The sequence below is a fragment of the Janthinobacterium sp. BJB301 genome (genome assembly GCF_002735685.1).
Lineage (GTDB): Bacteria > Pseudomonadota > Gammaproteobacteria > Burkholderiales > Burkholderiaceae_D > Janthinobacterium > Janthinobacterium lividum.
The window spans coordinates 370,481-383,804 of record NZ_PDZJ01000004.1 but is presented as its reverse complement, the minus strand read 5'-3'; the positions used below and the strand labels follow the sequence as shown (position 1 = coordinate 383,804).

General features: G+C 65.5%; 14 protein-coding genes. All 14 read right to left on the bottom strand.

The features are described from left to right. Positions 1-2 precede the first annotated feature (2 nt). The 14 genes from CSQ91_RS23760 to CSQ91_RS23695 all read right to left on the bottom strand — a co-directional run bounded on the left by CSQ91_RS23760 (position 3) and on the right by CSQ91_RS23695 (position 13,309). Positions 3-560 carry a type II secretion system protein N gene (locus CSQ91_RS23760; RefSeq protein ID WP_052140217.1) on the bottom strand — a complete coding sequence of 186 codons (558 nt, stop codon included), beginning with the start codon at positions 558-560 and terminating at the stop codon, positions 3-5. Between the two features lie 15 nt (positions 561-575). Then, positions 576-1,796 (bottom strand): type II secretion system inner membrane protein GspF, encoded by a 1,221-nt coding sequence (gene gspF / locus CSQ91_RS23755; protein ID WP_034783560.1) that lies wholly within the window; start codon positions 1,794-1,796, stop codon positions 576-578. 10 nt (positions 1,797-1,806) lie between these two features. After that, positions 1,807-3,228: a type II secretion system ATPase GspE gene (gene gspE, locus CSQ91_RS23750; protein ID WP_034783561.1), complete on the bottom strand. Its 1,422-nt coding sequence runs from the start codon at positions 3,226-3,228 to the stop codon at positions 1,807-1,809. Positions 3,229-3,238: 10 nt separating this feature from the next. After that, positions 3,239-5,470 (bottom strand): type II secretion system secretin GspD, encoded by a 2,232-nt coding sequence (gene gspD / locus CSQ91_RS23745; RefSeq protein ID WP_099389809.1) that lies wholly within the window; start codon positions 5,468-5,470, stop codon positions 3,239-3,241. Beyond that, a complete protein-coding gene (locus tag CSQ91_RS23740) occupies positions 5,467-6,243 on the bottom strand; it encodes a type II secretion system protein N (RefSeq protein WP_099389808.1) in 777 nt (258 codons plus the stop codon). The genes gspD and CSQ91_RS23740 overlap by 4 nt, the downstream gene beginning before the upstream one ends. Then, positions 6,240-6,773: a type II secretion system protein GspM gene (gene gspM / locus CSQ91_RS23735; RefSeq protein ID WP_034783565.1), complete on the bottom strand. Its 534-nt coding sequence runs from the start codon at positions 6,771-6,773 to the stop codon at positions 6,240-6,242. Before gspM ends, CSQ91_RS23740 begins: the two co-directional genes overlap by 4 nt. Further along, positions 6,770-7,999, bottom strand: coding sequence for a type II secretion system protein GspL (gspL, locus tag CSQ91_RS23730; protein ID WP_257217456.1), 1,230 nt, complete (start codon positions 7,997-7,999; stop codon positions 6,770-6,772). Before gspL ends, gspM begins: the two co-directional genes overlap by 4 nt. Positions 8,000-8,018: 19 nt before the next feature. Then, positions 8,019-8,993 (bottom strand): type II secretion system minor pseudopilin GspK, encoded by a 975-nt coding sequence (gene gspK / locus CSQ91_RS23725; protein WP_099389806.1) that lies wholly within the window; start codon positions 8,991-8,993, stop codon positions 8,019-8,021. Continuing rightward, entirely contained in the window at positions 8,990-9,613 is a 624-nt protein-coding gene (locus CSQ91_RS23720; RefSeq protein ID WP_034783569.1) for a PulJ/GspJ family protein, read from the bottom strand. Before CSQ91_RS23720 ends, gspK begins: the two co-directional genes overlap by 4 nt. After that, positions 9,613-9,996: a type II secretion system minor pseudopilin GspI gene (gene gspI, locus CSQ91_RS23715; RefSeq protein WP_034783570.1), complete on the bottom strand. Its 384-nt coding sequence runs from the start codon at positions 9,994-9,996 to the stop codon at positions 9,613-9,615. The genes CSQ91_RS23720 and gspI overlap by 1 nt, the downstream gene beginning before the upstream one ends. Continuing rightward, positions 9,993-10,487: a GspH/FimT family pseudopilin gene (locus CSQ91_RS23710; protein ID WP_046681998.1), complete on the bottom strand. Its 495-nt coding sequence runs from the start codon at positions 10,485-10,487 to the stop codon at positions 9,993-9,995. Before CSQ91_RS23710 ends, gspI begins: the two co-directional genes overlap by 4 nt. A 12-nt stretch (positions 10,488-10,499) precedes the next feature. Beyond that, positions 10,500-10,952 (bottom strand): type II secretion system major pseudopilin GspG, encoded by a 453-nt coding sequence (gene gspG, locus CSQ91_RS23705; RefSeq protein ID WP_034783572.1) that lies wholly within the window; start codon positions 10,950-10,952, stop codon positions 10,500-10,502. A gap of 93 nt (positions 10,953-11,045) precedes the next feature. Next, entirely contained in the window at positions 11,046-11,807 is a 762-nt protein-coding gene (locus tag CSQ91_RS23700; RefSeq protein ID WP_099389805.1) for a HesA/MoeB/ThiF family protein, read from the bottom strand. A gap of 8 nt (positions 11,808-11,815) precedes the next feature. Further along, the gene (locus CSQ91_RS23695; RefSeq protein ID WP_034783575.1) at positions 11,816-13,309 is read right to left on the bottom strand and encodes a S41 family peptidase; all 1,494 of its coding nucleotides are present in this window, start codon (positions 13,307-13,309) and stop codon (positions 11,816-11,818) included. Positions 13,310-13,324: the final 15 nt, after the last annotated feature.

Genomic DNA, 13,324 nt, shown 5'->3' with positions numbered 1-13,324 from the left:
CGTTAATTCGGCGGCGGCACGCTGCTCACTTGCGGCGCCGGCATCATGGTCGCCGGCCGCTGCTGCTCCATCGGCAGCGGCGGCGGCACCAGGTTCGAGACCGGCGCAGGGGCCGCGGCCGGCGTTGGGGTGGCGGACACTTGCCCCGGCAAGGCCAGCGCCTTGTCATCGGCCACCAGGTCGATGCGCTTGCTCACGCCGCCATCGCGCAGCAGCACGTGGCGCGCATGCACTTCCAGCACCGTCACGCCGGGCACCACCTCGGCGCCCTCCGGCAGGGCCACGGAAGGCTTGCCATCGGTCGAGATGATGGCCACGCTGCCGCGGCCATTGCCGGCGGCGACCACGCCCTTGAGCTGGTAATTGCTGGCCGTGGCCACGCTGACCTGGCCGCCAAACAGCGAAGCGCCCGCCTCCACGCTGGCATCCTGCACCACCGGCACGGCGGGCGGGTTGATGGGACGTTGCGGCGCCTTGAACAGCTGCATGGCCCAATAGGCCAGCGATACGGACAGCGCCACGACGGCGAGCAAACTTGTAACTTGAGGCAAACGCTTCATGGCTTCCTTGGATTCTTATCTTACGAGCTGATTGATTTCGATAATCGGCATCAGCACGGCCAGCACGATCAGCAGCACCACCACGCCCATCGCCAGGATCAGGGCCGGCTCCAGCAGGCCGGCAATCGTCAGGGTGCGGCGTTCCAGGTCCTGTTCCTGCGCGCTGGCGGCGCGTTCCAGCATGGCCGGCAGCTCGCCCGTGATTTCACCGGCGCGTATCATGTGGATCAGCATCGGCGGAAAATGCTTTTGTGCCGACAGCGCGCGCGCCAGGCTCACGCCCTCGCGCACGGCGCCGCTGGCTTCCTGCACCAGTTCCTGCATCGCCACGTTGGTGAGCGTGTCGCGGCTGGTGTCGAGCGCGCGCAGGATCGGCACGCCGGAACCCGTGGTGATGGCCAGGGTGCTGGCAAAGCGCGCCGTGTTCAGGCTGCGCTCGAATTTGCCGTACAGGGGCGCCGTCAGCAGCCAGGTATGCCAGCGCCGTTTCAGGGCCGGCTGCTGCAGGGCGCGGCGCCAGGCGAACCAGGCGCCGGCCAGGATCACGGCCACGACGAGGCCATAGTTGCGCACGAAGTCCGACAGCGCCAGCATGATCACGGTGAGCATGGGCAGCTTTTGCTTGGTATTGGCGAACACGGAAACGATCTGCGGCACCACATAGGTGAGCAGGAAGATCACGATGGAAAACGCCACCACCGTGACGATGGCCGGATACGTAAAGGCCAGCTTGACCTTCTGCACCAGCGCGTTGCGCCGCTCGATGTAGTCGGCCAGGCGCGACAGCACGCGCGACAGGTGGCCGATCTGCTCGCCCGACGCGACCAGCGCCCGATAGATCTCCGCGAAATCGCGCGGATGGCGCGCCAGCACGTCGGAAAACGCGGCGCCGCCGATCACTTCCGAGCGGATCGAGGCGATCAGGTCGCGCAAATACGGACGCTCGGCCTGTTCCAGCAGGGCGGAAAACGCCTGCTCCAGCGGCAGGCCCGCTTCCAGCAAACTGGCCAGCTGACGCGTAAACAGGGCCAGCTCGGTGCTGGACAGGCGCTCGCCGAAGCCGCGCCGTTTGGTGACGCCGGCGGCATCGACCTGCGCGGCGATCGGTTCGACGGCCAGCGGCACCAGGCCTTGCACGCGCAGCTCGGCGCGCGCGGAACGGGGACTGTCGGCATTGAGCACGCCCTTGCGGGTGGCGCCCTGGGCGTCGACGGCTTCATAGCGGAATGCGGGCATGGTGGCGGGCCTAGTCTTTGGTCACGCGCAGCAATTCAGCCTGCGTGGTGGTGCCGTCGCGCAGCCAGCGTTCGCCGTCGTCGCGCATGCTCGTCATGCCGTCCTGCAGGGCCACCGTGCGCACTTCCGCTTCCGACGCGCGGTTGTGGATCTGCGCGCGGATCTGTTCCGTCGTGCGCAACAGCTCGTACACGCCCACGCGGCCCTGGTAGCCCGTCTGGCCGCAATGCTCGCAGCCGACGGCCTGCCAGTATTGCCCGTCGAAGGTCTTGCAGGAGCCGCACAATTTGCGCACCAGGCGCTGCGCCAGCACGCCGAGTAACGACGACGACAGCAGGAACGGTTCGATGCCCATGTCGAGCAAACGCGTGACGGCCGCCGAAGCGTCGTTCGTGTGCAGGGTCGCCAGCACCAGGTGGCCCGTCAGCGACGCTTGCACGGCGATCTGCGCCGTTTCCAGGTCGCGGATCTCGCCGATCATGATCACGTCCGGGTCCTGCCGCAGGATCGCCCGCAGCGCCTTGGCAAAGGTCATGTCGATGCGCGGATTGACTTGCGTCTGGCCTACGCCGGCCAGGTCGTACTCGATCGGGTCTTCCACCGTCAGGATGTTCGTCGTGGTGGCGTTGAGCATCGACAGCGCCGCGTACAAAGTCGTCGTCTTGCCCGAGCCGGTGGGGCCCGTGACCAGCACGATGCCGTGCGGCTGCGTGATCAGGCCGTCGAACTGCCCCAGCATGGGCGCGCTCATGCCCAGGTGCTGCAGGTCGAGGCGCCCCGCCTCCTTGTCCAGCAAACGCAGCACGGCCCGTTCGCCATGCCCGGTAGGCAGGGTCGAGACGCGCACGTCGACGGGTTTTCCGCCCACGCGCAGGGTGATGCGGCCATCCTGCGGCAAACGCTTTTCCGCGATGTCGAGCTGCGCCATGATCTTGATGCGCGAGATCAGCGAACCGTGGATGGCCTTACGGGGGCGCACCACGTCGCGCAGGCTGCCGTCGATGCGGAAGCGCACGACGGAGGTCTGCTCGAACGGCTCGATGTGGATATCGGACGCGCCTTCGCGCAGCGCCTGCGTGAGCAGCGCGTTGATCATGCGGATGACGGGCGCGTCGTCGGACGATTCGAGCAAATCCTCGATGGCCGGCACGTCCTGCAGCAGCTTGGTCAAATCCAGGTCGGCGTCGAATTCATCGGCCATCTGCGACGCATCGCCGCCGCCGCCCGCGTAGGCGCCGGCAATGGCCGCATCGAGTTCGGCGCGCGGCAGCACCGTCAGCTGGATCTGGCCGAAACGGCGCGATACTTCGGCAATCGCCGCCGGCGCCGTCGATGCGGCCACCAGCACGTCGACGGGTGCGCCGTCGACGGCACCGGGCCGGGCCAGCAAGCCGAAATCGCGCGCGTAGGCGTAGGGAAGCAGATTACTCATGGCTGTCCCATCACTTCTGCGGCTGCTGCTGGTATTGCTGCAGCAGCGACTGCGGCGGCGTGGCCGCGTTGGCCGGCGCGCCTGGCGGCGGTGTCGGCGCTGGCGGCACGGGACGCGTCACCATGTTGCCGCCCACCGGCTGGCCATCCTGCAAGGCCGGCAGCACAGGCGTGCCCAGGTCTTTCAGCATCAAATTGCCCGACGCCGGCACGGCGGCCGTCTCGGCCGAACGCATGTAGTCGTAGCGGTCGGCCGCCAGGCTGCCGCTCTGCTCCTTGTTGCGCACGATGACAGGGCGCAGGAAGATCATCAGATTGGTTTTCTTGCGCTCGCGCGTCTGGTACTTGAACAGGTTGCCGATCAGGGGAATGTCGCCCAGGCCGCGCACTTTTTCCGCATTGTCGCCCGTGCTGTCCTCGATCAGGCCGCCGAGCACGATGATCTGGCCATCGTCGGCCAGCACATTGTTTTCGATCACGCGGTTGTTGATGGTGATGCCGCTGACGGCCGTCGACGTGGATTTGTCCACGCTCGACGTTTCGTGATAGATGCCCAGCTTGATGGTGCCGCCTTCGGAAATCTGCGGACGCACCTTCAGGGTCAGACCCACTTCCTTGCGGTCGATGGTCTGGAACGGATTCGTATTCGTGCCGGCCGTGCTCGTGTACTGGCCCGTCAGGATAGGCACGTTCTGGCCCACCTTGATGGTGGCCAGCTCGTTGTCCAGGGTGATCAGGTTCGGCGTCGACAGGATATTCGCGTTGCCGTCCGATTCCAGCGCATGCGCCACGGCGCCCAGGCCCAGCGCGCCGTTGATCTGCTTGAAGATGCCCAGGGTCAGGCCGCCCGTCGGCAGCACCTTGCCGCCGCCCAGCGCCAGCTTGGCGATATTGTTGTCGGTGCCGCCGGCGAACGACTGCAGCGCGCCCACGCGGTAGCTGCTGTTGCTGTCGCCGGAAAGCCCCAGCCACTGCACGCCGAATTCGGAGGCCTTGGCCGACGTCACTTCGACGATCAGCGCCTCGATGTAGACCTGGGCGCGGCGCACGTCGAGCTGGTCGATCACGGCGCGCAGGTTGCGGTAGACAGCCTCGTTGCAGGTCAGGATCAGGGTGTTGGTGGAAGCGTCGGCCTGGATGAAGCCAGCCGCGCCGCCCGACGACAGCTGCTGCGGCCCGTTGCTCAGCGAAGCGCCGCCCGAGGTGCCGCTTTGCGTATTGCCGCCCAGGCCAGTGCTGTTCATGCCGCTGCCCTGGTTAGTCTGGTTATTCGTATTCAGGCTGTTGCTGGTCGGCTGCTGCGCCGAGGCGGCCGTGCCGTCCGACGTCACGACCGAGCGCAGGGTTTGCGCCAGCTTGGTGGCGTCCGCATTTTTGAGGTACACCACGTGCACGTTGCCCAGCTGCGTGGTGGGCTGGTCCAGCTTCGAGATCAGCGACTTGGCCAGGTTGGCGCGCGCCGCCGACGGTGCGCGCAGCACCAGCGAATTGGTGCGCGGATCGGCCAGCACGGAGACCTTGCCCGCATCGGCCCCTGCAGCGCCGCCCGCATTCCCGCCTTCCATCAGTTTGTTCACCATCGAGGCCAGGTCGGACGCGATGGCATAGCGCACGGGGATCACGTCCAGGTCCGTCGAGGCGGGCACGTCAAGCGCGGCGATGATCTTCGCCAGGCGCTTGAGGTTATCCGCGTAATCGGTGATCACCAGCGAGTTGTTGCCCGGGTTGGCGTTGATCGTGTTGTTCGGCGAAATCAAAGGGCGCAGCACGGCCAGCAGGTTGGCCGACGATTCGTAGTTCAGGTAAAACACCTGGGTGGCGATCTGGTCGCCCTTCACCTGGCTGGCGCCGTTGCCCACCTGGGTCGGCACGGATTGCAGCTTGGCGTCCGCTTCCGGCACCACTTTCGCATAGCCGTCGCCGGAGACCACCGCATAGCCTTGCAGGCGCAAGGCCGATGCCAGCAGGGCGAAGGCCTGCGTCTTGCTGATCGATTTTTCCGACACCAGCGTGATCGTGCCCTTGACGCGCGGGTCGATGACGAAATTGATGTTGGTGTAATGGCCCACCGCCTTGATCACGGACTCGATGTCGGCGCCGACAAAATTGAGCGCCGCTTCGTCGCCGGGCGCGGCCCAGACGGGCGCCGGCATGCCGGCCACGGAACAGCACAGCAAGGCGGCGGCCGAGAGGCGGCGCAGCGAGAAGGTGGATTTATTTGGGCTCACGGATGGTTTTTTCATTGTCTGAACTCTAAGGCGATGATGTTTTTTTCGCTATTGCTACGGCGCTGTCCCAGCAAATTCAACAAACTCGCCAAGGTCTCTTCATATCCTGCTGCGGCCTGGGCCTGGCCGGAAAACTGCATGCGCCCCTGTTGCAGGCTGCCGCTGCCGTCGAGCAGCAGCGGTCCCCTGATGGAGCGCAAGGTCAATGCCGCCTGCTGCCCCTGCCAATCGAAATCAAGCTCATAACTGCCCAGCGGACGCAAGGACGACAGGCGCGACGCCATGTCCGTCATTTGCAAGGTCGTGCGGCCGACGGCGGAAAACTGCTGTTTTTCCAGTGCCAGCTGCAGGGTGCTCCACGACAGGCGCATGCTGCCCGTCGGCGCCACGGTATTCAAAGGTGCCCCCAGGCCGCCCAGGCCATCGGCCGGCAGCAGCAGGGCCGCCGGGCTGACCTGCCAGTGCGACCATGAACCGCGCAGGTTCACCGCCTGCGACAGCGCCTGCGCATTCTGCAATTCCACATCCACCGATCCCCACAGCACGGATGGCGAAATGCGCCAGCTGAAGCGCCCCGGCAGCAGCGGCGTCACGGCGCCATTCGCGCTGGCCGCCCCGCCGATAAAGGCCGAGCCGCGCCACAGGGTACCTTGCGCATCGCCCAAGGTCAAACGTCCGCCCGTCTGCTTTTCCACGATACTGGCCACCCAGCCGGACGGGAAAAACACCAGCAGGGTGACGCAGACGCTGACGATGATGGCCAGCAGCCAGGCAAGCAAGCGCATCATCGCGCCGCGCCCGGGCTCTGGTGCAGGGTCAGGCTGGCATCGACCAGTCCCGCCTTGCCCTGCGCCGTAATTTTTGCTTCCTGCACCGCCACGCGGCCTTCGCGGCGCAAACCGTCCAGCCACAGCATGACGCTGGCAAATGGCACGCCATTCAGCTGCACGCGCGCGTACTCTCCCGTCAGCGACAGCGATTGCGGCGCCAGGCCGCGCGCTTTCAGCGAGGCGTCAATGCTGTCACGGCTCATGGGTGCCACCTGCACGGGCGCCTGGCGCGCCAGGTCTCCCGCTTCGCGCGCCAGCGCCTGCAGCTGGGCCGCGTTCTGGCGCAGCTCGGGCAAGCTCTTTTGCAAGGCGATGCGGCCCGTCCAGGCCGGCTCGAAGAAGACGGCGTAGACGAGGGCCAGCCCCGCCACCACGCCGCCGATGCTCAAGAGCTTGCGCTCCTGCTGCGTGCGCTCGGCCCAGAAGGCCTGCACGGCCTGCTGCTGCCCCGCCCACGCGGCGCGCGCCTTGTTGACTGCTGCACTCATGTTTTTGCTCCCGTGGCCGGCGTGATCTTCCACACGCCCGGCGCCGTTTCATTCAAGGCCAGCTTGCGCGCGGCCAGGCCGTCGCGCACCTGCGCCTGGGCGCTGGCGTCGACCATGTCCGGCTTCAGCCTGACGATCAGGCTGCGCTCGCGGTATTCCAGCGACGCCACCACGCCGCGTCCGGCCAGGCCGCCCAGCGCTTCGCCCAGCGCCGCGCTCATGCTGGTGAAGTCATCCATGCTGGCTTGCCCGCCCTGCAGGCGGGCAGCAGCGATATTGCGCCGCATCTGCTCCGCTTCCAGGCCATACACGGGCGCTTCGTTCGGATACGCAGCCTTGAAGGTTTGCTGCATCGAGGTGCGCACGGTGGCGGCCTCGCGCTTCAGCCGCATCCATTCGATATTCATGCCGGCCAGGTTGACGATCACGGCCAGCAGCGCCAGGCGCAGCGGCCAGCGCCAGCGGCGCCATTCGGTGGCCGATCCCGTCGCCGTGCCCAGGGCGGCGGCCAGGTCCAGTCCCGCATTTTTGGCGCCGGCGATCCAGTGCGCCCAATGGTCAAGCTCCACCGTCACGCCATCCATGCCGGCAGCGAGCTGCTGATACTGCGCCAGCTCGGCCTGCGCCACATAGACCGTCAGGGGCACGTCGCCGGCAAACGCGCGCGTCGTCAGCAACGCCTGCTGCGGCTGGGCTGGTAATACCAGGCCCAGGCCCTCCTGCGGCGCCTGGCGCAAGGCCAGTTCCAGGCCGTCGCCGCTTGCCTGCAGGGCGGCCGTCACGCTGCCCGGCTGCAAGGGCAGGCACAGCTGCGACGGCAGCAGCGCCACCTTGCGCGCGCCCTGCGCCAGCAAGGCCTTCACCAGTACCTCGGCCCAGGCGCGCTGCGCCACGGCCACCGTGCGCATGCCGGCGGCGTCGGGCGCGCCAGCGGCCAGCAGGCAATCCTGGGTGTCGCCAAGGATGTGTTCTTCCACCAGGCCGGGCAAGGCCGCGCGCAAGCGGGCGCCGGCCAGCGGCGGCGTTTTCAGGCGCAGCAGGGTCACGTCGGCCGCGGCCAGCAGCAGCACCACCTGCTTTGCGCCGGCAATCAGCTGGCCCAGGCTGCCCAGCGGCGCGCTGCCTTGCTGCAGCAGGGCGCCGCCGTCGCCGGCCAGCACGAAGGAGCAGGCAGGCGCGCTGTCGGTGGACGCCTTGGCCGGGTGACGGATATACAATATTGTCAAAGTGACTCGCTTTCAGCTGTTAATTTTCCCGCAACCAGACCAGGCTGGTGGTGCGCTGCGGATCCGTTTTTCGATTGATGAGCGCCACGGCATCCAGGGCGGCACGGTCCAGCCGCACGCGGATGACGGTGAGGAAATAGCGGCTCTTCACATCGAGTTCCACGCCTTCAATCAGTTCAGCATTAATATTATTCTGGAAATTTGCTTTATCGACAAACTTTTTGCGCGGATTGCTCAAGGTCAGGGCACTGGCCTCGGACAGCGACATCATCGTCACGGCCGCCAACACCTCGGCCGGCGCCGTATTCACGTTGACTCCGGTGATCTCCGGCAAGATGATGACGACATCGCGCAGCTGCTCGACCATCTGCGGCGTATAGCCGGGCACGGCCAGCAAATCCTCGACCTGGGTGAAGGCCACCGGCTCGCTGCTGCCGCCCGTGGCAGGCGTGGCAACGGGCGTCTTGCCATCGGCGCCGCTGTCGGCAGTGCGTGGTTTCGGCCGCGCGCGCAGCACGGCGTCGGCCGTCGCTTGCGCCAGGCCGCTGTCGAGCTTCATGTTGGCCAACAGGCGCTGGTAGGCCAGCACCTGTTTCGGATTGATGCTGCCCGTGGCATCGACCAGGTTGGTGATATTGAAGCGCGCCTGCGCATCGAGCGCGCGGCCCGAGACGGTGGCGTCGAATTTTTCCGTGTCGACCTTTTCACGGTCCACATAATCGTCGAGCCGCGCTTCCTCGATGGGCGTGGCCCACACGCCGTCGGCGGCCGTCAGCATGGGATTGTCCTGGCGCAGCCAGAAGCGGGCAAAGTCGACCATGCCACGCATGGCCCACTGCGTCTGCAGGCGCAAACGCTGGTTTTCCATCGAACGCACTTGCACCTGCTGCTGCCAGAACAGGCTGGCAACGATGGTAATCGCCAGCGCCGTCAGCAGCAAGGCCGTGATGACGGCTACGCCGCGCTGGCGCGAGGGGCGCGTAAACGGCTTCATCCCGGCCCCAGTAAAAAGACTTTGGACAGGCCCGCGTCCTGCCCCGGCATCTGCAAGGTCACTTCCAGGCCCGGCACCTGCTTGGAGATGGTGGCGCCCGCCGTCAGCACGTTCCAGGCGCCATTGCTCCAGCCGCGCATGACCATGCTGTCGACGCCCTGCATCAGGGCCACGTCGGCGCTGGAGGTATCCGTATCGTCGCGCGCGGCCTGCCACAAGGTGTCGAGTACGGCCAAGTCGCGCGTGCCGTTCGACTCGCGCCGCGTCAGCACGCCGCCGCGCAGGCGGTAAGTGACCACTTGCAACTGTTGCGGTTCCTGTTCCGACGCGGCCAGGCGCACGAGGGTCAGGCGGTCATTTTCCGCCGACAGGTTGATGCGGCCATTGAGCAAACTCGTGCTCAAGCCGGCGCCGGCCAGGTGGTCGCAATCGCTCTGCATCTGGGCAAACGCCAGCTGCATGCCGCGCGCCTGCTCCAGCTGGCTGGTCAGCACTTCGCGCGAGCGCATGATGCTGTCCAGGCCGCGCCAGCCCAGCACGGCGACCATGGCCAGGATGCCGATCGCCACGAGCAGCTCGATCAGGGTGAAACCGCCAGCAGGAACAGTGCGGCGCGCCATCAGTCGTTAAAGGAAAGTAACACCAGGCGCACGATGCGCCGGGCCGGATATTGCGCGTCATACACGTTGACGCGCACTTGCCGGATGCGGGGATTCGGCGTGGCCACCACTTCTTCTTCACAGATCAGTTTCAGGTCGCCCTGCGGGCAGTCGACCGTGCGCTTGCCCGTCTGCGGGAACGTCTTCGCCAGGCGCAAGCGCACCAGGTGGTTTTCCGCCGACCAGGTGGCCATCATGGCGCTGCGCAAGCCATCGCTGTTCTGCGTCAGGCTGCCGACGGCGCGCAGCGAGGCGCCCAGGGCCGTGCCGACGATGACGAGGGCGACCAGCACTTCCAGCAAAGTGAAGCCGCGCTGGCGGCCATGACGTGGGAGCCGCATCATTGCTCGACCGTGAAGTGGCCGATGCCGTCGGCGCGGATGGCCACGCTGCGTTCGCCGCTGGCCAGGGTCAGCACGAAAGGCTTGTCGACCGGTTCGCGGCCGAAGATGATGCGCAAAGGCTGGGCCACGCTGTTCGATGGCTGCACGCTGAGCAGCATGGGCGTGTTGGCAAACGCCCGCTCGCGCAGCAAATCGTCCTGCGTCACGGGTTGCCACAACTTTTCATTGAGAACCAGGAAACGGTATTGATTTTCGTCAGCCTCGAACGCCACCTGCCGGCTGCGCACGATGGCTTCATCGCGCGCCAGTTGCAGCAGCAGCGCGATGCGCTCGGCTTCCTTCTGCAGCGCTTGCTGGCCATTCGGCATGGCGTTCAGCGACACCAGGCCCAGGGTGACGCCAATGATGACCATCACCACCAGCAGCTCGATCAGCGTGAAGCCGCTGGCGCGGGGCCGGGGCAGTGCACGGCCGGTGGTCATGGCAGGCATGCAATGGAAAACTTACAGTTCCCAGGAGCCGATATCGGCATCGTCGCCGCTACCGCCAGGCTGGCCGTCGGCGCCCAGCGAAATGATGTCGACTTCGCCTTTCACGCCCGGCGACAGGAACTGGTACGGGTTGCCCCATGGATCCTTCGGCATCTTTTCCAGGTAACCGCCCGCTTTCCAGCCATTCGCGGCCGGTCCCGTGGTCGGTTTTTCGATCAGCGCCTGCAAGCCCTGTTCGGTGGTCGGGTAGCGCTGGTTATCCAGGCGATACAGTTTCAAAGCTTGCATCACGGTGGCGATGTCGACCTTCGCCGCCGCCACTTTCGACTCACCCGTGCGGGCGATCAGCTTGGGCACCACCAGCGACGCGAGGATACCCATGATCACCACCACGACCATGATTTCGATCAAAGTGAAGCCGCGCGCACGGCGCTGGCGTATCGAACGGTTTGCTGCGTTTTGCATAAGAAAGAGAGAAGAAGGTGAGTAATGAGTGCAGAGTATAAAGCGGAAATATGACAAAGCCTGTCATATAGGGAAAAATTTCTGCGGGGGCTGTCAGGCCGGCAAGACCACTTCGCCGCAAACGGCGCAGCCGGGGTCGCGCGCGACGCGCATGCTGCTCCATTCCATGTGCAAACCGTCGAGCAGCAGCAGGCGTCCGGCCAAGGACTCTCCCGCTCCCATGATCAGTTTCAGCGCTTCGGCCGCCTGCATGGCGCCCACCACACCCACCAGCGGCGCGAACACGCCCATGGTCGAGCATGCCTCGTCCGTGAACTGCTGCTCCTGCGGAAACAGGCAGGAATAACATGGCTGCGTGCCCGTGCGCGGGTCGAACACGCTCACTTGTCCGTCGAAACGGATCACGGCGCCCGACACCAGCGGCACCCTGGCCGCCACGCAGGCGCGGTTGACGGCATGGCGCGTGGCGAAGTTATCGGTGCAGTCGAGCACCACCGTACTGGATAAGACCAGTTCGGCCAGGCGCGCACCGTCGAGGCGTTCCTGCAAGGCGATGATGTCGATCTCAGGATTGATGCCGGTCAAGGTTTCGCGCGCCGACAGCACTTTCGGCTGGCCCACGCGGGCCGTCGTGTGGGCGATCTGGCGCTGCAGATTGGTCAGGTCGACCGTGTCGTCATCGACGAGGATCAGCTTGCCGACGCCGCTGGCCGCCAGGTACATGGCCGCGGGCGAGCCGAGCCCGCCCGCGCCGATCACCAGCACATGCGCATCGAGCAAGGCTTGCTGGCCTTCGATGCCGATCTCGTCTAACAGGATGTGGCGCGAGTAGCGCAGCAGCTGATGGTCGTTCATGGCGGCGACTACGGTTTCCGTACAGGAGTCTTCTTGTCATCGGCCTTGATGTCGGAAGCGATTTCCGGCTTGGCGCCGATCTTCTCCGCCTTCGGGTCCACCTTGGCCAGCTGCACCGGCAAGCCCTGGAAGTGGTTCAAGGCTTGCTGCAGCTGGAAATCATCCTTGGCGCCGTATTCCAGCGGTTTGCGCTTTTTCGCCGTGGCGATCAGGCGCTGCTCTTCTTCCAGCTGATCCTGCATGCCTTCCATCGTCGGCTTGGCCGCTTCCGGCTTGCCATCGTTGCTGCTCAAGTGTTTTTCCAGGTCCGCCTCGCGGATGCGCAGGCTGTTCCAGCCATCGCCTTCGGCCGTTTCATCGACCAGCAAGTCGGGCACGATGCCGCGCGCCTGGATGGCCCGTCCTTTCGGCGTGTAATAGCGGGCCGTCGTCAGCTTGACGGCCGTGTCGGCCGTGATCTGGCGCAAGGTTTGCACGGAACCCTTGCCGAACGTCTGCGTGCCGATGACGGTGGCGCGCTGGTAATCCTGCAAGGCGCCGGCGACGATTTCCGACGCGGAAGCGGAGCCGGCATTGACCAGCACCACCAGCGGCACGGTTTTCAGCGCGGCCGGCAGCTTGGCCAGCGGGTCGGCCTTGGCGCCCGGCGGCGCATAGAATTCGCGGCGGCCATAGAACACCTGTTTCGACTCGGGCAACTGGCCCTTGGTGGACACAATCACGGAGTTGCCCGGAAGGAATGCTGTTGCCACGCCGATGGCGCCCGGCACGACGCCACCGGGATCGTTGCGCAAGTCCAGCACCAGGCCCTTGAGCTTGGGGTCTTGCGCATACAGCGCGTTGATCTTTTTGACCATGTCATCAACGGTCGGTTCCTGGAATTGGGCGATGCGCAGCCAGGCATAGCCGGGCGCGACCATCTTGGCCTTCACGCTTTGCACGCGGATTTCCTCGCGCACGATGGGAAACACCAGCGGCTTGCTCTCGCCCTTGCGCGACATCGTCAGCACCAGCTTGCTGCCAGGCTGGCCGCGCATCTTCTTGATGACTTCTTCCAGCTGCAAGCCTTTCAGCGGGATATTGTCGAGGCGGGTGATCAGGTCGCCCGCCAGGATGCCGGCCTTGGCGGCAGGGCTGTCCTCGATGGGCGAAACGACCTTCACGTAGCCGTCTTCCATGCTCACTTCGATGCCGATGCCGACAAACTTGCCCTGCACGCTTTCGCGCATTTCCTTGAAGGCATTTTTATCCAGGTAGACAGAATGCGGGTCCAGCGACGACACCATGCCGGAAATGGCTTCCGTCAAGAGTTTCTTGTCTTCCACCTTCTCGACGTAATCGGTCTTGATCAGGCCGAAGACGTCGGACAGCTGGCGCAACTCGTCGAGGGGCAGCGGGGCATTCGTGATTTTCTGCGCCACGGCCGGGAACTGCAGCGACATGCCGATGCCGGCCAGAACGCCCAGACCGATCAGGCCGATACTTTTGACTTTGATACCCATGTATTCTTCGCAATC